The sequence below is a fragment of the Streptomyces guryensis genome (genome assembly GCF_021261325.1).
Lineage (GTDB): Bacteria > Actinomycetota > Actinomycetes > Streptomycetales > Streptomycetaceae > Streptomyces > Streptomyces guryensis.
Map to the genome: position 1 here is coordinate 50,349 of NZ_JAJSBI010000006.1, position 16,998 is coordinate 67,346.

At 71.5% G+C, this 16,998-nt stretch carries 18 protein-coding genes and 1 pseudogene; 6 read left to right on the forward strand and 13 right to left on the reverse strand.

The genetic code is table 11. The features are described from left to right. Positions 1-4: 4 nt before the first annotated feature. From LJ657_RS14100 to LJ657_RS14140, 9 genes are all read right to left on the reverse strand, one after another. Positions 5-325, reverse strand: coding sequence for an NAD(P) transhydrogenase subunit alpha part 2 (locus LJ657_RS14100; protein ID WP_232648925.1), 321 nt, complete (start codon positions 323-325; stop codon positions 5-7). After that, complete coding sequence (locus tag LJ657_RS14105; protein WP_232648926.1) at positions 322-1,437, reverse strand: NAD(P) transhydrogenase subunit alpha; 1,116 nt, start codon at positions 1,435-1,437, stop codon at positions 322-324. The genes LJ657_RS14100 and LJ657_RS14105 overlap by 4 nt, the downstream gene beginning before the upstream one ends. Positions 1,438-1,477: 40 nt before the next feature. Then, on the reverse strand, positions 1,478-2,491 hold the full coding sequence (locus LJ657_RS14110; RefSeq protein WP_232648927.1) for a zinc-dependent alcohol dehydrogenase: 1,014 nt from the start codon (positions 2,489-2,491) through the stop codon (positions 1,478-1,480). 11 nt (positions 2,492-2,502) lie between these two features. Then, positions 2,503-2,871 carry a DUF779 domain-containing protein gene (locus tag LJ657_RS14115; protein WP_232648928.1) on the reverse strand — a complete coding sequence of 123 codons (369 nt, stop codon included), beginning with the start codon at positions 2,869-2,871 and terminating at the stop codon, positions 2,503-2,505. A gap of 15 nt (positions 2,872-2,886) precedes the next feature. Beyond that, positions 2,887-4,410, reverse strand: a complete 1,524-nt coding sequence (locus tag LJ657_RS14120; protein WP_308117038.1) for an aldehyde dehydrogenase family protein — start codon at positions 4,408-4,410, stop codon at positions 2,887-2,889. Positions 4,411-4,451: 41 nt separating this feature from the next. Next, the gene (locus LJ657_RS14125; RefSeq protein ID WP_232648930.1) at positions 4,452-5,750 is read right to left on the reverse strand and encodes a sigma-54-dependent transcriptional regulator family protein; all 1,299 of its coding nucleotides are present in this window, start codon (positions 5,748-5,750) and stop codon (positions 4,452-4,454) included. Positions 5,751-5,894: 144 nt separating this feature from the next. Further along, on the reverse strand, positions 5,895-7,622 hold the full coding sequence (locus LJ657_RS14130) for a GAF domain-containing sensor histidine kinase (protein WP_232648931.1): 1,728 nt from the start codon (positions 7,620-7,622) through the stop codon (positions 5,895-5,897). Positions 7,623-7,744: 122 nt separating this feature from the next. Further along, the gene (gene gap / locus LJ657_RS14135; RefSeq protein ID WP_232648932.1) at positions 7,745-8,773 is read right to left on the reverse strand and encodes a type I glyceraldehyde-3-phosphate dehydrogenase; all 1,029 of its coding nucleotides are present in this window, start codon (positions 8,771-8,773) and stop codon (positions 7,745-7,747) included. 121 nt (positions 8,774-8,894) lie between these two features. Next, positions 8,895-9,587 (reverse strand): response regulator, encoded by a 693-nt coding sequence (locus LJ657_RS14140; protein ID WP_232648933.1) that lies wholly within the window; start codon positions 9,585-9,587, stop codon positions 8,895-8,897. A 242-nt stretch (positions 9,588-9,829) separates the two neighbouring features. Between LJ657_RS14140 and LJ657_RS14145 the strand changes: the two genes are divergently transcribed. The 3 genes from LJ657_RS14145 to LJ657_RS14155 all read left to right on the forward strand — a co-directional run bounded on the left by LJ657_RS14145 (position 9,830) and on the right by LJ657_RS14155 (position 11,517). After that, positions 9,830-10,330 carry a pyridoxamine 5'-phosphate oxidase family protein gene (locus LJ657_RS14145; RefSeq protein ID WP_372487916.1) on the forward strand — a complete coding sequence of 167 codons (501 nt, stop codon included), beginning with the start codon at positions 9,830-9,832 and terminating at the stop codon, positions 10,328-10,330. Between the two features lie 135 nt (positions 10,331-10,465). Further along, on the forward strand, positions 10,466-11,140 hold the full coding sequence (locus tag LJ657_RS14150; RefSeq protein WP_232648934.1) for a DUF4389 domain-containing protein: 675 nt from the start codon (positions 10,466-10,468) through the stop codon (positions 11,138-11,140). A gap of 188 nt (positions 11,141-11,328) precedes the next feature. Then, on the forward strand, positions 11,329-11,517 hold the full coding sequence (locus LJ657_RS14155) for a hypothetical protein (RefSeq protein WP_232648935.1): 189 nt from the start codon (positions 11,329-11,331) through the stop codon (positions 11,515-11,517). 40 nt (positions 11,518-11,557) lie between these two features. Here LJ657_RS14155 and LJ657_RS14160 read toward each other — a convergent pair whose 3' ends face one another. Together LJ657_RS14160 and LJ657_RS14165 are read right to left on the reverse strand one after the other, a co-directional pair. Beyond that, positions 11,558-12,472, reverse strand: coding sequence for a universal stress protein (locus tag LJ657_RS14160; protein WP_232649231.1), 915 nt, complete (start codon positions 12,470-12,472; stop codon positions 11,558-11,560). A gap of 147 nt (positions 12,473-12,619) precedes the next feature. After that, a pseudogene (locus LJ657_RS14165) lies at positions 12,620-13,113 on the reverse strand (amino acid kinase family protein); the annotation flags it as partial. A gap of 267 nt (positions 13,114-13,380) precedes the next feature. Between LJ657_RS14165 and LJ657_RS14170 the strand changes: the two are divergent. Both LJ657_RS14170 and LJ657_RS14175 read left to right on the forward strand, forming a co-directional pair. Beyond that, entirely contained in the window at positions 13,381-14,595 is a 1,215-nt protein-coding gene (locus LJ657_RS14170; protein ID WP_232648936.1) for a globin domain-containing protein, read from the forward strand. Positions 14,596-14,628: 33 nt separating this feature from the next. Further along, positions 14,629-15,006, forward strand: a complete 378-nt coding sequence (locus LJ657_RS14175) for a hypothetical protein (RefSeq protein WP_232648937.1) — start codon at positions 14,629-14,631, stop codon at positions 15,004-15,006. 178 nt (positions 15,007-15,184) lie between these two features. Here LJ657_RS14175 and LJ657_RS14180 read toward each other — a convergent pair whose 3' ends face one another. Beyond that, positions 15,185-15,532 carry an FAD-dependent monooxygenase gene (locus LJ657_RS14180; protein WP_232648938.1) on the reverse strand — a complete coding sequence of 116 codons (348 nt, stop codon included), beginning with the start codon at positions 15,530-15,532 and terminating at the stop codon, positions 15,185-15,187. Continuing rightward, positions 15,526-16,401 (reverse strand): FAD-dependent oxidoreductase, encoded by an 876-nt coding sequence (locus tag LJ657_RS14185; protein ID WP_232648939.1) that lies wholly within the window; start codon positions 16,399-16,401, stop codon positions 15,526-15,528. Before LJ657_RS14185 ends, LJ657_RS14180 begins: the two co-directional genes overlap by 7 nt. A gap of 104 nt (positions 16,402-16,505) precedes the next feature. On the opposite strand from LJ657_RS14185, the gene LJ657_RS14190 reads away from it, so the two are divergent. Next, on the forward strand, positions 16,506-16,991 hold the full coding sequence (locus LJ657_RS14190; protein WP_232648940.1) for a MarR family winged helix-turn-helix transcriptional regulator: 486 nt from the start codon (positions 16,506-16,508) through the stop codon (positions 16,989-16,991). The last annotated feature ends 7 nt before the right edge of the window (positions 16,992-16,998 follow it).

The window sequence follows — 16,998 nt, forward strand, 5'->3', positions numbered from 1 at the left end:
GCACTCACACCTCCGCCTTGTCACGAGTGTCGGAGGTGGTGGGCTTGGCCTTGAACATCTCCAGCATCCTGTCGGTGACGACGTATCCGCCGACGACGTTCATGGCGCCGAACACCATGGCCGCGAAGGCGAGGACGTAGCCGAGCCAGGTGTGCGACTCGGCCGCCATCAGCATGGCTCCGATGACGACGATGCCGTGCACGGAGTTCGATCCGGACATCAGGGGTGTGTGCAGGGTCGCGGGGACCTTGCTGATGACCTCGACTCCGACGAGGACGCTCAGCACGAAGACGGTGATCGCGGTGAGGAGATCGAGGTTGTTCATGAGAGGGCTCCTCCCGTGAGCGCGGCCGTGATCTCGTCGGCCGGGTCGAAGAGCAGTTCGCCGTCGTGCAGGATGTGGCGCAGGAGAGCGACCATGTTGCGGGCGTAGGCCGTGGACGCGGCGGTCGCCATCGCGGACGGCAGGCGTCCGGCACCGATGACGGTGACGCCGCCCGCCAGGACCTGCGTCTTGTCGGGTTCGGATCCCTCGACGTTCCCGCCGAGTTCGCTCGCGGCGAGGTCGACGACCACCGAGCCGGGCTTCATGGCATCGACGGCGGCGGCGGTGACCAGCAGCGGCGGCTTGCGGCCCGGCACCTGGGCGGTGGTGATCACGATGTCGGTACGGGCGATGTGCGCGTCCAGCGCCGCCCGCTGGGCCTGCTGCTCCGCCTCGGTCAACTCCCGTGCGTAGCCGCCCTGTCCGGCGCCCGATCCGGTGCCTGGCGGGTGCTGAATGTCGAGGAATCGGGCGCCGAGCGACTCCACCTCCTCTCGTGCTGCGGGGCGTACGTCGTACGCCGTGACGATGGCGCCGAGGCGACGGGCGGTGGCGATCGCCTGCAGTCCGGCCACTCCGGCGCCGAGGACCAGCACCTGCGCGGGGCGCATGGTGCCCGCCGCGGTGGTCAGCATCGGCAGGAAGCGGTCGTAGGAGTCGGCCGCGAGCACGGCCCCCTTGTAGCCGGCGACGTTGGCCTGGGAGGTCAGCGCGTCCATGGACTGGGCGCGGCTGAGGGTGCGAGGCAGCAGGTCGAGGCTCACCGTCCGCACTCCGCGCTCGGCCAGTTCCCCGGCCAGCGCGGGGTGGCGCAGCGGTTCGAGCAGGCCGATCAAGGTCTGCCCGGCACGCAGCGACGCGGCGGTCTCCGGGTCCGTCGGGCCGACACAAAGGACGGCGTCCGCATGTGCGTACAGCTCTTCCGGGGGCACGACGCTCGCGCCGGCGGCGGTGTAGTCGGCGTCGGTGAACCAGGCACCGGAGCCTGCCCCGGTTTCGATCAGGACATCAAGTCCGGCCCGGATCAGGAGGGTTACTGCCTCGGGGACGAGGGCGACACGGCGTTCGCCGGGCGCCCGCTCCCGTACGGCACCTACGGTGACGGTGGGCATGATCTGCTGCCTCTCCCTGTGGTCCGCTGGGTCGCGGACCTCAGAATTCGAAGACGAGCCGGGCTTCGGCCCGTCCGCCGAGGACCTCGTCGAAGGAGTCGTTGACCTGGTCCAGGCGGCGCGTTTCGGCGATGACCTGGGTGCGTCCGGCCGCGTGCAGCGCGAACACCTCGGAGAGGTCCTGGCGGGTGCCGACGATGGAACCGATGACGGAGATGCCGCCGAGGACGGTCTCGAAGATCGGCACCTTGATCGCGGCGTCGTCCGCGGGCAGGGCGACCATGACCAGGCGTCCGCCGCGGTTGAGGGACCTGTAGGCCTGCTCGAACGCCTTCGGGGCGGCGGCGAGCACGACCGCGACGTCCGCGCCGCCGGCCTTCTTGATCTCCTCGACCGGGTCGTGCGTACGGGCGTTGACGATCTGGTCGGCGCCGAGCCGGTGGGCCAGGCCCAGCTTGTCGGGTTCGATGTCGACGGCGGTGACCAGCCCGCCGACGAGGCGCGCGTACTGGAGCGCCAGGTGGCCGAGGCCGCCGATGCCGAAGACCGCCACCCGTTCGGCCGGGACCACCTTCGCGACCTTGATCGCCTTGTACGTGGTGACGCCCGCGCAGGTCAGGGGTGCCGCGTCGAAGGAGCGGACACCCTCGGGCACCTCGACGACCGCGCCCGCGTTCGCGAGTGCGTACTCGGCGTAGCAACCATCCACGGAGTAGCCGGAGTTGATCTGGCTCTCGCACAGCGTCTCCCAGCCCGACACGCAGTAGCGGCAGGTGCCGCAGGACGAGCCGAGCCACGGTATGGCGACCCGCTTTCCGAGCAGGTCGGACGGGACGCCGGCGCCGACGGCCTGTACGGGGCCGATGCCCTCGTGGCCGGGTACGAACGGCGGTTGCGGCTTGACCGGCCAGTCGCCGTGGGCGGCGTGGATGTCGGTGTGGCAGAGGCCGGAGGCCTCCATCTTGACGAGCACCTGGCCGGGGCCGGGCTCGGGGACGGGCAGGTCCTGGATCTCCAGGGGCTTCCCGAAGTCGGTGACGACTGCTGCCTTCATCGATCTGCTCCTCAACTGGTCTTGTTCCGGGGTGGCTCGACCCGGGTCACGAAGTGCAGCCCGTCCCCGGCTGCGAGGGAGAATCCGCCCGGCGTGCCCTCTTCTACGTCCAGGAGGTAGAAAGGGCGGCCAAGTGCTTCGTACTGTTCGGCGTCCATGTGGAACGTGCAGCCGTCCACGACGCCGACGAGCATGTCGCCGTCTCCCAGGACGAATTCGCCGCCGGGGAAGCACATCGGGTCGCTTCCGTCGCAGCAGCCGCCCGACTGGACGAACATCACCGGCCCGCCCTGGGCGGCGCACAGGGCCGCGATGGCCCTGCGCGCCGCCCGCGTGGCGGTGACGCGCCCGGCAGTGCCGTACTCGACCTTCTCGGACATGTCGCCGCACTCCTCCTAGAACAGCCCGAGCGGCTTGGTGCCGTAGCTGACCAGGAGGTTCTTGGTCTGGCTGTAGTGCTCGAGCATCATCTTGTGTGTCTCGCGGCCGATGCCGGAGACCTTGTAGCCGCCGAACGCCGCGCCCGCCGGGTACTGGTGGTAGCAGTTCGTCCAGACGCGGCCCGCCTTGATGGCGCGGCCCATGCGGTAGGCGAGGGCGCCGTCGCGGCTCCACACGCCGGCGCCGAGGCCGTAGAGCGTGTCGTTGGCGATCTCCAGTGCCTCGGCCTCGTCCTTGAAGGTGGTGACTGCGAGGACGGGTCCGAAGATCTCCTCCTGGAAGACCCGCATCTTGTTGTGGCCCTTGAGGACCGTCGGCTCGTAGAAGTAGCCGTCCGCGAACTCGCCGCCCACGGCGGGCCGGTGGCCGCCGGCCAGCAGTTCGGCACCCTCCTTCAGGCCGATCTCGACGTACGAGGCGATCTTCTCGATCTGCTGCTTCGACACCTGCGGGCCGATCATGGTCGCGGTGTCGAGGGGGTCTCCCTGCTTGATGGCGCGGATGCGGTCCAGGCAGCGGCCCATGAACTCCTCGTAGATGTCCTCCTGGATGAGTGCGCGGGAGGGGCAGGTGCAGACCTCGCCCTTGTTGAACGCGTACAGGACGAGTCCCTCGACGGCCTTGTTCAGGAAGTCGTCGTCCTTCGCGGCCACGTCGTTGAAGAAGATGTTCGGCGACTTGCCGCCCAGCTCCAGAGTGACCGGGATGATGTTCTGGGACGCGTACTGCATGATCAGCCGGCCCGTGGTGGTCTCGCCGGTGAAGGCGACCTTGGCGATGCGCTTGTTGGTGGCGAGCGCCTTGCCGATCTCGGCACCGGGCCCGTTCACGACGTTGACGGCGCCGGGCGGCAGGATGTCGCCGACGGCCTCCATCAGCTTCAGGATCGACCACGGGGTCGGCGAGGCGGGCTTGAGCACCGAGCTGTTGCCCGCGGCGAGCGCGGGTGCCAGCTTCCACGCGGCCATCAGCAGCGGGAAGTTGAAGGGGATGATCTGGCCGACCACGCCCAGCGGCTCATGGAAGTGGTAGGCGATCAGGTCCTTTTCGATCTCGGTGATCTCGCTCTCCTCCGCCCGGATCGCGGACGCGAAGTAGCGGAAGTGGTCGGCGGCAAGGGGGATGTCGGCGGCCAGGGTCTCGCGGACCGGCTTGCCGTTGTCCCAGCTCTCCGCGACGGCGAGTTCCTCGCGGTGGGCGTCGATGGCGTCGGCCACCTTGTTCAGGACGGCCGCGCGCTGAGCCGTGGAGGCCTCCCCCCAGGCGTCCTTGGCGGCGTGGGCGGCGTCCAGGGCGAGTTCGATGTCCTCGGCGCCCGACTTGGGGACCTCGCAGACCGGCTTCGCGGTCGCGGGGCACAGGTTGACGGAGTACTGGCCGGTGCTGGGCGCCTGCCACTTGCCGCCGATGAAGTTCTCGTACCGGGGCGCGACGTCCACGGGACTGCCGGGCCTGCCGGGAGGCTCGTACTTCATGATCGTCCCCTTTCCGGACACGACGATCGGGTCATGCTCGAACGCTAGGAGCGGGAACGCTGCAACCACGCTGCATGCGGCGCGACCTGCGGCGGGACAGCCGGGCGGGAGTCCAGCGCGCGGGCGCGGGCCGCGGCGGCCGCCCGCTGCGCCGAGCCGCCCGGCAGCAGGTGGGCGAGGGTCAGCCACGCGGAGGCGTCGGCGGCTCCCCACTCGGCGCCCACCCAGCGGCGCAGCAGCACCGTGTCTCCTGCGGCCAGCACGGCGCCGCGCAACTGCTGTTCCAGGGAACGTCGTTGCTCCACCACGACGGGCGCGTCGGAACGCGGCAGGAGCGGACCGGGGTAGCGGGCCAGGGCCTCGGCCACCCGCCCCGCCGCGAGCAGGTCGGCGACGTCGCCGAAGTCGGTGTGAGCGGTGCGCAGGAGCTCGTACGGGCGCGAGCCGAGCAGGTCGGGGCCGAGGACCGCGCGCAGCCGGGTCATCTCGGCGCGCAGCGTGGAGGCGGGTACCTCGCGCTCGGACAGGTCGACGGCGAGCCGTTCGCCGCTGACGCCGTGACCGGCCAGGGCGAGCGCGACGACGATCTCGCTGTGCCGCCGGCTCAGCCGGAGCACGCGTCCCTCGGTCTCGAGTACGGCGCTGTCCCGGCCGAGAGCTCTCAGGCGTGCCCCGGGCGCCCATGTGTCGGTGCCGAGCAGCGCCGACGGCCGGTGCGCGAGCTCCGCCTGTGCCGCCAGCGCGGCCGCACGCACCGCGGCGAACGCGGGCGGGGTGGCGATACTGGCGCCGCCGGTGAGGTCGACGACGCCGAGAACACGGCCGGTGGCGGGGTCTCGCACGGGCGCTGCGGCACACGACCAGGCGTGCGCGGCGGAGCTGTAGTGCTCGCCGGTGACGATCTGGACGGGCCGCGCCAACTCCAGCGCGGTGCCCGGGGCGTTCGTCCCCGCCTGGTGCTCGGACCACATGGCGCCCTCGGCGAAATGCATGGCCTCGGCCCGCCCCACGGTCGCGAAGTCCCCCTCGACCCACAGCAGCGTGCCGTCCGCATCCCCGACCGCGAAGATGTGCCCGTCGTCTGCGGCCCCGTCCCCCAGCAGTTCCCGGAACAGAGGCAGTACTGCGGCCAGCGGGTGGGCGCGGCGGTAGGCGGCCAGTTCGTCGGATGTGGTGCGCAGGGACGGCAGCCGGCCGCCGTCGGCCCGTACGTCGGTGGCGGCGCAGCGCCGCCATGAGTCGGCCACCAGGCTGCGCACGCCCGGCGGTGCCTGGGGCGCGGTCACGAACCGCTCGTGCGCCACGCGCAGCGTGGGGGCCTGGGCCGCGGTGGAAACGTCCATGTCACCTCCCGTATGCCGTCCTCCCGGTCCGGCCCCACCAGCCTCGCCCGCGCGGCGGGGAGGGGTGCAGAGGCCGAAGGGCCCCTGTGGCAGGGCCTGCTGGGCTCACGTCAGGAGGCAGGCACCACGAGGAGAAGCCGGCCGCTATCCCCGGGGCAGCGGTACGTGCCAGGCCAGTACGGTGCCGCTCACCGGCCCCGTGCCGAGGTCCAGCGCTCCGCCCAGCTGCTCGGCCCGTTCGGCCATGTTCCGCAGACCGCTGCGGCGGCCCCCTGGCGGGATGCCCACCCCGTTGTCCGTGACCGTCAGCCGGACCTCGCGGCCGTCGGTCTCCAGGACGACGTCGGCACGGCCGGCGCCGGCGTGCCGGGCGATGTTGGTCAGGGCCTCGGAGAGGACGGCCTCGACATGGGCGGCGACATCCTGCGACACGTCCGTGTCCAGCAGGCCTTCCATCCGGACACTGGGTGCGAAGCCCAGCACCGGCGCCGCCTCGCCGACCACACGCACCACCCGGGCCCGCAGCCCGGTTCCGGCGCCGCCCTCACGCGCCCGCAGACCGAAGATCGTCGACCTGATGATCTTGATCGTCTCGTCCAGGTCGTCGACCGCCCGCGCCACGCGTTCGGCGGCCTCCTGATGCTCGATGAAGCGGCCCGCGCTCTGCAGGGTCATACCGGTGGCGAACAGCCGCTGGATCGCAAGGTCGTGCAGGTCCCGGGCGATCCGGTCACGGTCCTTGAGCACCGCGATCTGCTCGGCGTCCTGGCGGCGCTCGGCCAGTTCCATCGCGATGGCGGCCTGCGCGGCAAAGGCCTGCAGAGGCACGGTCTCCGTCTCCGCGAACATCGGCTGTCCGGTTTTGCGCGCCAGCAGGACCACGCCCCGGGCACCCGTCTCAACCGTGCCGATGGGCACGGCCACCGCGGGGCCCAGTCCCTCGAAGCGCACGGGCTCCCGCGAGATCCGTTCGTCGTGAGCGGCATCCTCGCTGGTCACCGGAGCGGCCTCGGAGAACGCCAGTCCCATGAGGCTCCGGTCAAGGGGCAGCACGAGGCCGCGGTGCGCGTCGGCGTCCATCCCGACGGCGATCTCCACGGCGAGCGAGGCGGTGTCCTCCATGGGCAGTGCGACGGCCGCGAGGGCCGATCCGGTGATCTCCCCGGCCCGCTCGGCGATGAGGCGGAGGACGTCGGTGCGCGCCCGGCCGGACATCAGGTCGTGGGTGATCTCCGCGTTCGCCTGCAGCCAGCGCTCGCGCAGCCGGGACTCCTCGTACAGGCGGGCGTTGTCGATGGCGACACCGGCCGCCACCGCCAGCGTCGCCAGGACCGACTCGTCCTCCTCGTCGAACTGCACCCCGCCGCGCTTCTCGGTCAGGTACAGGTTGCCGAAGACCTGGTCGCGCACCCGGATGGGAACCCCGACGAAGGTGTTCATCGGCGGGTGGTGGGCCGGGAAGCCGTAGGACGCAGGATGCTGGCAGATCTTGGCCAGCCGCAGGGGCTCTGGGTGGCGGATGAGCTCCCCGAGGATGCCGTGGCCGTCGGGGAACGGGCCGATCCTGGCGATCTGCTCCTCGGTGACCCCGATCGTATGGAAGGCCGACAAGCGCTTTCCGTCCGGGCCGATCACGCCGAGGGCGGCGTACTCCGCGTCGACCAGCGCCGCCGCGGCCTCCACGATACTGCGCAGCGCCTGCTCCAGGTCGAGCTCCCGGCCCACCGAGAGCACGGCCTCCAGGAGGCTGTGCACCCGGTCGCGGGTTCCGCGCGCCGCGTCCAGGCGGGCCTGCAGCTCCCCCAGGAGTTCGTCCAGCCTCAGCTGCGGCAGCCGTACACGCGGCTCATGGGACTCCTCAGGGCTTCCCACCGGCGTTCCTCCAGCTCCCCATGCCATACCAACGGCCGACCACATCGGTCATGTGCCACGGTAACGGTCCAGGGCAGGGGGCGGTACGGAACGGGCCAGGTTGGCCCGGGCCCCGCCGCCGGTCAGGGGCGCGGCAGGCGGGCGGCGACGTACTCGGTCAGGTCGAGGAGCCGGTTGGTGTAACCCCACTCGTTGTCGTACCAGCCGAAGACCTTGACCAGCTCGCCGTTCGCCTGGGTCAGCGGGGCGTCCAGGACGCACGAGGCGGGGTCGCCGACGACGTCACGGGAGACGATCGGTGCGTCGGAGACCCGCAGGACGCCCTTCAGCGGGCCGTCCGCGGCCTCCCGGTATGCCGCGTTGATCTCGGCCGCGGTCACCGCCCGTTCGAGGACCATGCTCAGGTCGGTCAGCGAGCCGTCCTCCACGGGCACGCGTACGGCGATGCCGTCGAGCGTGCCGGCCAGCTCCGGCAGGACGAGGCCGACGGCCCGTGCGGCCCCGGTGCTGGTGGGGATGATGTTGACGGCGGCGCTTCGGCCGCGGCGCAGGTCCTTGTGCGGGCCGTCCAGGACCACCTGGTCGTTGGTGTAGCCGTGGATGGTGGTCATCAGGCCCTTGACGATGCCGAAGTGCTCGTCGAGCACCTTCACCATGGGGGCCACGCAGTTGGTGGTGCAGGAGGCGTTGGAGACGACGTGGTCGCTGTCGGGGTCGTAGGTGCCTTCGTTGACGCCCATCACGAGGGTGGCGTCGACGCCCTTGCCCGGCACGGACAGCAGCACCTTGCGGGCGCCCGCCCTCAGGTGCGCTCCGGCCTGCTCGCGGGTGCGGAAGCGGCCGGTGGACTCGATGACGACGTCCACGCCGTGCTCGCCCCAGGCGAGGGCGGCCGGGTCGCGTTCGGCGGTCACGGCGATGCGGTGACCGTCGACCGTGAGGGAGCTGTCGTCGTGCTCGACGGTGCGGTGCAGTCGGCCGTACGTGGAGTCGTACTCCAGGAGATGGGCCAGCGCAGCCGGTGAGGTGATGTCGTTGACCGCCACGACCTCGACCGGTGTGCCGGTGCCGCTGTCGGCCCGCTCCAGTACACAGCGCAGGTAGTTGCGTCCGATACGGCCGAAGCCGTTGATGCCCACGCGTACGCTCATGTCCGTCGCCCCTCCCGATCGTCGCCCGGCTCTGTCCGGGGTCTGCCGCCAGCCTGCTGACGGCGGGCCGGGCGGGGCTTGAGCCGGACGGTGGCGAGCGGGGGACGTTCGGCCCTGGGTTTCAGTGGCCTTGCTGCCGGAGCCGGTCCTCGGCCTGGGTGGCGATGACGGCGGCCTGGATACGCCGTTCCACGCCCAGCTTGGCCAGCAGGCGGGAGATGTGGTTCTTCACCGTCTTCTCGGCGAGGAACAGCCGCTGGCCGATCTGCCGGTTGGTGAGCCCCTCGCCGATGAGGGAGAGGATCTGCCGTTCCCGGTCGGTCAGGCCCGGTAGCGGGCCGGGTTCCTCCTCCTGCTGCTGAGCGCCGCGCAGACGGGCCATCAGCCTGGTGGTGGCGCTCGGATCGAGCAGCGACTGGCCGGCGGCGACCGTGCGCACGGCGGACACCAGGTCGGAGCCCTGGATCTGCTTGAGGACGTACCCGGACGCGCCCGCCATGATCGAGTCGAGCAGGGCCTCCTCGTCGTCGAACGAGGTCAGCATGAGGCAGGCCAGCTCCGGCAGGCGTGAGCGCAGCTCCCGGCAGACCGTCACGCCGTCGCCGTCGGGCAGCCGCACGTCGAGCACCGCCACCTGCGGGCGGAGCGCCGGAACACGGACCATGGCCTGCTCGACGGTGGAGCCCTCACCGACCACGGTGATGTCCGGCTCGTCGTCGAGGAGGTCGCGCACCCCGCGGCGTACCACTTCGTGGTCGTCCAGCAGGAAGACCCGGATGGGGCCGTCGGGGCCCGACCGCTCACCGTCCGCCATCGAATGCTCCTCGTCCTGCGCTCCGCGCCGGATCACCTGCGCCGGTTTCCGGGATATTCGCCCCTGACCACCCGAAGGACCAGGGTCGGTCGGCCCCGATCCTGCGCCGGTCCCCCTCCCCCGGTACCCGTCCGGCCCACCGTCAGACCCGCCCGCGAGGCCCCGGGGCCGACCGGACGCGGAAGCGGGGCCGAAGGGCCCTTACCCCTGGTGCGGCAGGACGGTTCCATGGACGGTCAGCAATGAGCCGCCGACCCGTACGGAAACCCGCCATGCGCCTCGACAACACCCAGCCGGTCCCCGTCGGGCCGCGCCTGAGCATCGAGCTGGACAGCGATGAAGCGCTGCGGCTGCTGGGCAGCGTGTCCGTGGGAAGGATCGTCTTCACGCGGCACGCGCTGCCGACCATCCGTCCGGTCAACCACGTCCTGGATCACGGTGACATCGTCATCCGCACCCATGAGGGCGCGGCCCTGACCTCCCGGGCGCGCGAGTCCGCCCCGTCGGGGGTGGTCGTGGCCTACGAGGCCGACACCATCGACCCGGCCACGCACCTCGGGTGGAGCGTGGTCGCCACCGGCTACGCCCAGCTGGTGACCGATCCTGAGGAGCTGGCCCGCTATCGGCGGTTGCTGCATCCGTGGGTGCATCAGACCATGGACTACGCGGTCCGTATCCGGCCCGACCTGGTCACCGGCATCCGTCTCACGGACACCTGGGCGAGCCGGCCGGACGGCGGCTGAGGCGGGCCCCGCGACCGGGACCGACGGCCCCGCCGCAGACCCCAACGGCCCTCGCCCGTGCCGCGGCTTCGCGGCCACGATGGACTAGGGCCCAGGTCGCCGCGGCGGCGCCGCGGGCCGAAGGAGCTGATCGCCATGACGACCCTGGCGGGAACACCTGACCGTCCTGTGCGGGTGAACGCGGTGCTCGACACGCCGCTGTCCCGGTGGCTGTGGCTGGTGAAGTGGATCCTGGTGATTCCGCACTACGTGGTGCTGTTCTTCCTCTGGATCGCCTTCACCCTGGTGAGCGTGGTCGCGTTCTTCAGCATCCTGTTCACCGAGCGCTATCCACGGTCCCTTTTCGACTTCAACGTGGGTGTGCTGCGCTGGAGCTGGCGGGTGGCGTACTACTCGTACGGCGCCCTGGGCACCGACCGGTATCCGCCGTTCAGCCTGGGCGAGGAACCCGGCTACCCCGCGCGTCTGGACATCGCCTACCCGGAGCGACTCTCCCGGGGCCTGGTGCTGGTGAAGTGGTGGCTGCTGGCCATCCCGCACTACATCGTCATCGGGTTCTTCCTCGGCGGCTACCACCTCGGCTGGTGGGACGGCGGACTGGTGGCCGTGCTGGCGGTGATCGCCGCTGTGACCCTGGCCTTCACCGAGAAGTACCCACGGGCCCTGTTCGACCTGATCCTCGGGCTCGACCGGTGGGTGCTGCGGGTGGCCGCCTATGCCGCCCTGATGACGGACACCTACCCGCCCTTCCGACTCGACATGGGCGGCACCGAGCCCCACGAACCCTTCGCGTCCGAGGACCTGTCGTGACCACTCTGCTGGTGGGGCGTTCCTGATCGTGCACGGGCTGTTGCACCCCGGCGTGTGGACGGCGCCGCAACAGCCCGGCACGGCGGCCCCGTTCGCGCCCGGGCACTCGTGGGTGCAGGCAGCCGCAGGCGTCCGCCGCGGCCCAGGCCTGGGCCGCGGCGCTCGTACTGGCCTGGTACGCGGCGGTGGTGTACGCCGTCGCCGGCGCCGGAGTGCTGGCGGGCACCGGTTGGTGGCCCGCGGCCGCCCTTGTCGCCGCGTCGAGCGGACTGGTGCTCAAGGCGGTCTGGTTCGACCCGCGGCTGAGCGTCGGTGTGCTGCTGGACGTGGGCGTGATCACCGCTGTGGCATGCTCGTGGCCCGCCTCGGTCCACTGACGGCCTCGGCACGCGGGCCCGGGGCGGATTCCGCGGGGGATCAGTCGTGCGGCACCACCGCGACCGGTGCGGTGGCATGCTGCAGCACCGCGTGGGCGACGGGACCGATGTGACCGCCGATCGAGGTGTGGCGTTCACTGCGGCCCACGACGACCAGGCTCGCATCGCGCGAGGCGTGTACGAGATGACGGCCGGCGCCGCCGATCGCGGCCTGGGCATGCACCTCGACGCCGGGGAACTTGTCCCGCCACGGTCGCAGCGTGTCGGTCAGCGCGTGCCGCACCTGCTCGGCCAGTTCCTCGTTGAGTCCGACGTCCATGGCCGTGCCGTAGCCGTAGGAGGTCGGCAGGCTCCAACCGTGGATGACCCGCAGGCCGCCTGCACGGCGCTGGGCCGCGTCGAACGCGAAGCCGATGAGCTCGTCGCCGGGGTTGTCCAGGTCCAGCCCAAGCAGCACATCGCGGTACCGGGTGGTGGTGGACGTGCCGCCCGAGGCGTCCGGCAGATGCTCGTCCTGGGCGCGCTCGCCGGCCCGGACGAGAACGACGGGCCGCGCGGCACGGGCCACGACGGCGAGTGAGACGGCCCCGACAAGGAACCCGGCGACCGTGCCGAGGCCCCGGGATCCGAGGGCAAGCAGGTCAGCCTCCTCTGCGGCAGCCAGGAGGGCGGCGACCGGCCGGCCCCCGGTCTGCTGAATGCCGATGTCCAGCCCGGGGTGGCGGTGTGCGAGCCGGGACCGCGCGTCGTGCAGCAGGGTCTTGGCCCACGCGTGCTGCGCGTCGATCAGGCCCGGGGCGGGAACTCCGGCGAGGGTCGGGAGCAGGCGGGACTCCTGTTCCCAGGCGTGCACCAGAGACAGCGCCGCCCCGCGTTGAACTGCCTCGCGGGCGGCCCAGTCGGCGGCGGCGAGGCTCTGCGGTGAGCCGTCGAGGCCGACGGTGATGGTGGGCATGTGCGGACCTCCTTCGGGGTTGCCCTGCCAGTTTCCGGGCGGCGCGAGTGAGGCAGGAGGGGCCTCAGGTCCCTGCCGGGGGCCGGTCGGCCCACACCCTGCGGATGCCTGACGTCCGCTCAGGAGCCGACGCTTCTCAGGCCGGGGCAGGGCGGGCCGGACCAGAGTGCCGGAGCGGCCGTGCACGATCTCGTACGCCGCGTCCAGGGCGCCGATCGCGGCCAGGCCCCCGGTACGTTCGACGAACCGGGCGTCCGCCGCGGCCCTGGGCCCCATCGAGCCGGTGCGCGAGCCGGGAAGCCGGCCCGGCGCAGCTCGGCGGGAGCGGCGTCAAGGACGGGCCGCTGCTTCGGTGTGCCGAAGTCGGCGTAGACGTTCGGCACGTCCGTGAGGATGAGCAGGAAGTCGGCCTTGAGGTCCTCGGCGAGCAGGGCGGCTGCCAGGTCCTTGTCGACGACGGCCTCGGCGCCGCTGAGGGCGCCGGTGTCCTGGTCGGCGGCGACAAGGACGCCTCTGCCGCCGGCGCAGATCACCAATGTCCCCGTCCCCGCCGGAAACGGCGTGCGCGCCAGGGGGACGGCTCTGCGAGAGCCCGTGGCCGCACGTGGGTCGTCGGCTGCGTGCCTGCGCGACGCGCAGCCGCGCGGCACGTCCCCCGTCCCGATGCGCCTGCCGCGTACCTCGCGGCGGCGGACAGGGCCGCAGGGGAGACTCCACGGCGCCGCACGGCCCCACGGTCCGGGCGGGCCATGGGGCCGGAGTTCCCCGACCCACGGGGCCATGTGGCCCCTCTTCCGCCCAACGCCCCGAAACGGCACGGAAACACGGGGGGACGACTGCTACACAGAAGGTCGCCGCCCATTCGACGCGGCGGTCTTCGCACCCCATTCCCCCGCCCGGGAGGCTCCATGCTGTCCGCAGAATCCGCCGCTGTGGTACGTGCCACCCTGCCCGCCGTGGCCGGAGCGCTCGACGAGATCACGACGCGCTTCTACGGGGCGATGTTCCGGGACCGGCCGGAACTGCTCGACGGAACGTTCAACCGCGGCAACCAGGCCAGCGGCGGCCAGCGGCGCGCACTGGCAGGCTCCATAGCCGGGTTCGCAACCGCTCTGCTGGCGGACCCGGACGCCCGGCCCGACGCCCTGCCGGCCCGGATCGCGCACAAGCACGCGGCCGTCGGGGTCACCGACGACCAGTACACGATCGTGCACAAGTACCTGTTCGCCGCCATAGCCGAGACCCTGGGCGACGCCGTCACCCCGGAGGTGGCGGCCGCCTGGGACGAGGTGTACTGGCTGATGGCCGGCGCCCTGATCGGCCGGGAGGCGCGCCTCTACCAGGACGCGGGCGTCGAGCCGGGCCGGACCTGGCGGCAGTGGACGGTCGTCGAGCGCCGCACCGAAACCGCCGACGTGGTGTCCTTCCTGCTCCGCCCGGCCGACGGCCGACCGGCGCCGCGGGCACGGGCGGGCCAGTACGTGAGCGTGCGGGTGCTCATGCCGGACGGGGTCCACCAACTGCGTCAGTACAGCCTGTCCTCGGACCCGGACAGGGAGCTGCGGCGCATCACCGTCAAGCGGGTCGCCGGCACTTCCGGCACCCCGGACGGCGAGGTCTCCCACCTGCTCCACGACCACATGCGCGAGGGAGCCGAACTGACCCTCTCCGCACCCTTCGGAGACGTGTTCCTCGACGGCCCCGCCGTCGGCACCGACCCGCTGGTGCTGGTCTCGGCGGGCATCGGCTGCACCCCCATGACTGGCATCCTGGCCCATCTCGAAGCGGGCGGCTCCACCCGCCAGGTGCTCGTCCTGCACGCCGACCGCTCCCCCGCCGACCACGCCCTGCGCACCGAGACCCGCGAGCTCGTCGAGCAACTCCCGGACGCCCGTGCGCTGTTCTGGTACGAGCGTCCCGGCGCCGAGGAGCCCGACGCCCGCGAAGGCCTCATGGACCTCTCCGGAGTCGAACTGCCCGACGGTGCCACGGTGTTCCTGTGCGGCCCGGTGCCCTTCATGCGCGACGTCCGCGCCCAGCTGCTCGGCGCCGGGATTCCGGCACGGCGCATCCGGTACGAGGTCTTCGGCCCCGACCTGTGGCTGCCCGCCGGCGCGGCCTGAACCGCACTGCGAACTTCCAGGAAAGGATCCACGATGACGAGCGACAACTCCCAGGCCGCACCCGCGGTGCGGCTGCGTTTCGACGGCCCGGTGGACCAGGAGACCCTCAGCTACGCCCGCACGAAGATCGACGCCGTCGTCGGCCGTTCCGGCCTGCCCGCGATCACCGGTGAGGTACGGATCGTGCGGGCGGCCATCCGTCATGCCGACCGCCCCTGGCTGGCCACGGCCGACCTGCACGTCGGCGGGCGGCAGGTGGTGGTCCTCGCCGAGGAGTCCACCGGCCGGGAGGTCGTGGACCTGCTCCAGGACCGGCTGCGCCGCCAGACCGACAAGGCCGCCCATGCCTGGGACGACGGCCACCGGACCGAGGCGCCACCGTGGCGCGGCGGCGGTCAGCAGTCGGCGTAGGGCCTCAGTGGGCGGTGTGCATCGTGAAGTTGCTGGTCGCGCATCTGGTGTGCGTGGGCTTCGGGTTGTTCTGGCTGCTTGCGGGCAGATGACCCCCGTCAAGATCACCGGTCAGCGGTGATCTTGACGGTTCGCCAGGACCAGCAGGGCCCTCCCGGGCGGTGGCACCAGGGATCGGCTAGGCCCCCAGCCCTGTCCGCTCGGCCCATTCGATGCGGTGGGCGAACATCCAGTCGAGGGAGTCGACGCCGTCCTTGGCCGCCTTGCGCAGGAAGCAGGGGGTGAGCAGCCGGACGACCAGCCGGGTCAGGCCACCCGCCGCCTTGTCGCTGCTCGTCTTCGCACCGTACTCGACGACCCGTTCGACGCGCTGGCGCCGCCGGTCGTGGAAGGCGGCGAGTGCGCGGTCGGTGTCCGGGATGTTGCGCAGGCAGACGGCCAGTGTGGCGGCGTCCTCGACGGCCATGGACACGCCCTGACCGGACGAGGACGCCACCGCGTGTGCCGCGTCTCCGATGATCACCATGCTGTCCCGGTGCCAGCGCGGCACGGACGGCATGTCGTACTGGTTGAACACGGGCACCAGGCCGGCGTCGGCGGTCGCGGCGACGATCCGCGCGGCCGGTGTACGGTCCGCGGCGAGCAGGGACACGAGGCGGTCGCGGGAGTGCGCAGCGAGATCGGTCCTGGTCGCCTCGTTCCGCTGCGGAACGTTTGCGAACCACCAGATCTCCCCGTCCGGCGCGACAGATATCCGAAGAACGCATGCTTCCCGAAGATCATGTTGTATGTGCCCGGCCGGACGTTCAGCTCGGCCGACAGCGCCTGGTTGGTCACGAACCCGCCCAGCCCCACGATGCCCAGGTAGCGGGCCTTCGGTGCACCCGGGTCGATGATCTGCCGGGTCCGCGAGTGGATCCCGTCGGCGCCGACCAGCACGTCCGCGTCGAGCACCGTCCCGTCCGCGAACTTTGCGCGTACCCGGCCGTCCTGGGTCATACTCGCGTCAGCCAGGCGCTTTCCATACTCGTAGGGCACACCCCTGCGCACCGCTTCGGCATTCAGGACGCGGTACAGGTCGCGCCGCTTGATGCTGTGCGTCACGGTGCCGTCGGGCAGCGCGCCACCGATCGGCATCGCGGCGATGTGCTTGTTCGTGCTGGTGGCGAACGACAGCGTGGGAGTGGGGTGGCCCGTGCCGGTCACCAGGTTGTGCGCCCCCACCAGCGAGAGCGCGGACAGCCCATTCACCGCCACGGTCAGGTAGGCGCCGATCTGCTCGGCCGCCGCTTCCGTGTGCCTTTCGCACACGATCGGCTCCATGCCGGCATTCTGCAATGCCATCGCCGTCACCGGACCGGCAATGCCGCCCCCGATGACCAGGATTCTCTTCACCATGGCGACCTCCTACGGCGCGACCAGTCGGACTGGACCGATCCCACGAATCTCAAGTATCTTGACAGTCGAGACATATTTAGCTTGATGGTCGAGGTACTTGAATGTCAAGAGAATCGCTGGAGGAACTGCGCACCCGTCTCGGGGAGGAGTCGCAGGCGTACCAGGCCGCGGTGGACGCCGTCGACGCGACCGCTGCCGCCCGCCTTGGCGTCAACCGGACCGATCTGCGCTGCCTGGAGATCCTCCTCGGGCAGGAGAGCGTGCCCCCCAGCCGGCTCAGCGCCGCACTCGGCCTCACCACCGGCAGCGTGACCGCGATGCTCGACCGCCTTGAACGCCTCGGATACCTGACCCGCACCCCCGACCCGGACGACCGTCGCAGGACACAGGTCCGCATCACCCCCTCCGCGGCACACCTGGCCCGGGAGATCTACGAGCCCATCGCCGAGGACGGCGCCACCGAAGTCGCCGCCTACACCGCCGACGAACTCGCCGCGATCCTGGACTTCCTGCACCGCGCCCGAGTCCTCCAGGAACGCCACCGCGCCCGCATCGAAGCCATGCCACCGGTTCACCACCACGGTTGACCGGGCT

Excerpts from the sequence above, each read along its gene's own strand:
- LJ657_RS14100 (WP_232648925.1), bottom strand. The coding sequence starts at position 325 with ATGAACAACCTCGATCTCCTCACCGCGATCACCGTCTTCGTGCTGAGC.
- LJ657_RS14105 (WP_232648926.1), bottom strand. The coding sequence starts at position 1,437 with ATGCCCACCGTCACCGTAGGTGCCGTACGGGAGCGGGCGCCCGGCGAA.
- LJ657_RS14110 (WP_232648927.1), bottom strand. The coding sequence starts at position 2,491 with ATGAAGGCAGCAGTCGTCACCGACTTCGGGAAGCCCCTGGAGATCCAG.
- LJ657_RS14115 (WP_232648928.1), bottom strand. The coding sequence starts at position 2,871 with ATGTCCGAGAAGGTCGAGTACGGCACTGCCGGGCGCGTCACCGCCACG.
- LJ657_RS14125 (WP_232648930.1), bottom strand. The coding sequence starts at position 5,750 with ATGGACGTTTCCACCGCGGCCCAGGCCCCCACGCTGCGCGTGGCGCAC.
- gap (WP_232648932.1), bottom strand. The coding sequence starts at position 8,773 with ATGAGCGTACGCGTGGGCATCAACGGCTTCGGCCGTATCGGACGCAAC.
- LJ657_RS14140 (WP_232648933.1), bottom strand. The coding sequence starts at position 9,587 with ATGGCGGACGGTGAGCGGTCGGGCCCCGACGGCCCCATCCGGGTCTTC.
- LJ657_RS14145 (WP_372487916.1), top strand. The coding sequence starts at position 9,830 with ATGAGCCGCCGACCCGTACGGAAACCCGCCATGCGCCTCGACAACACC.
- LJ657_RS14150 (WP_232648934.1), top strand. The coding sequence starts at position 10,466 with ATGACGACCCTGGCGGGAACACCTGACCGTCCTGTGCGGGTGAACGCG.
- LJ657_RS14160 (WP_232649231.1), bottom strand. The coding sequence starts at position 12,472 with ATGCCCACCATCACCGTCGGCCTCGACGGCTCACCGCAGAGCCTCGCC.
- LJ657_RS14170 (WP_232648936.1), top strand. The coding sequence starts at position 13,381 with ATGCTGTCCGCAGAATCCGCCGCTGTGGTACGTGCCACCCTGCCCGCC.
- LJ657_RS14175 (WP_232648937.1), top strand. The coding sequence starts at position 14,629 with ATGACGAGCGACAACTCCCAGGCCGCACCCGCGGTGCGGCTGCGTTTC.
- LJ657_RS14180 (WP_232648938.1), bottom strand. The coding sequence starts at position 15,532 with ATGGTGATCATCGGAGACGCGGCACACGCGGTGGCGTCCTCGTCCGGT.
- LJ657_RS14190 (WP_232648940.1), top strand. The coding sequence starts at position 16,506 with ATGTCAAGAGAATCGCTGGAGGAACTGCGCACCCGTCTCGGGGAGGAG.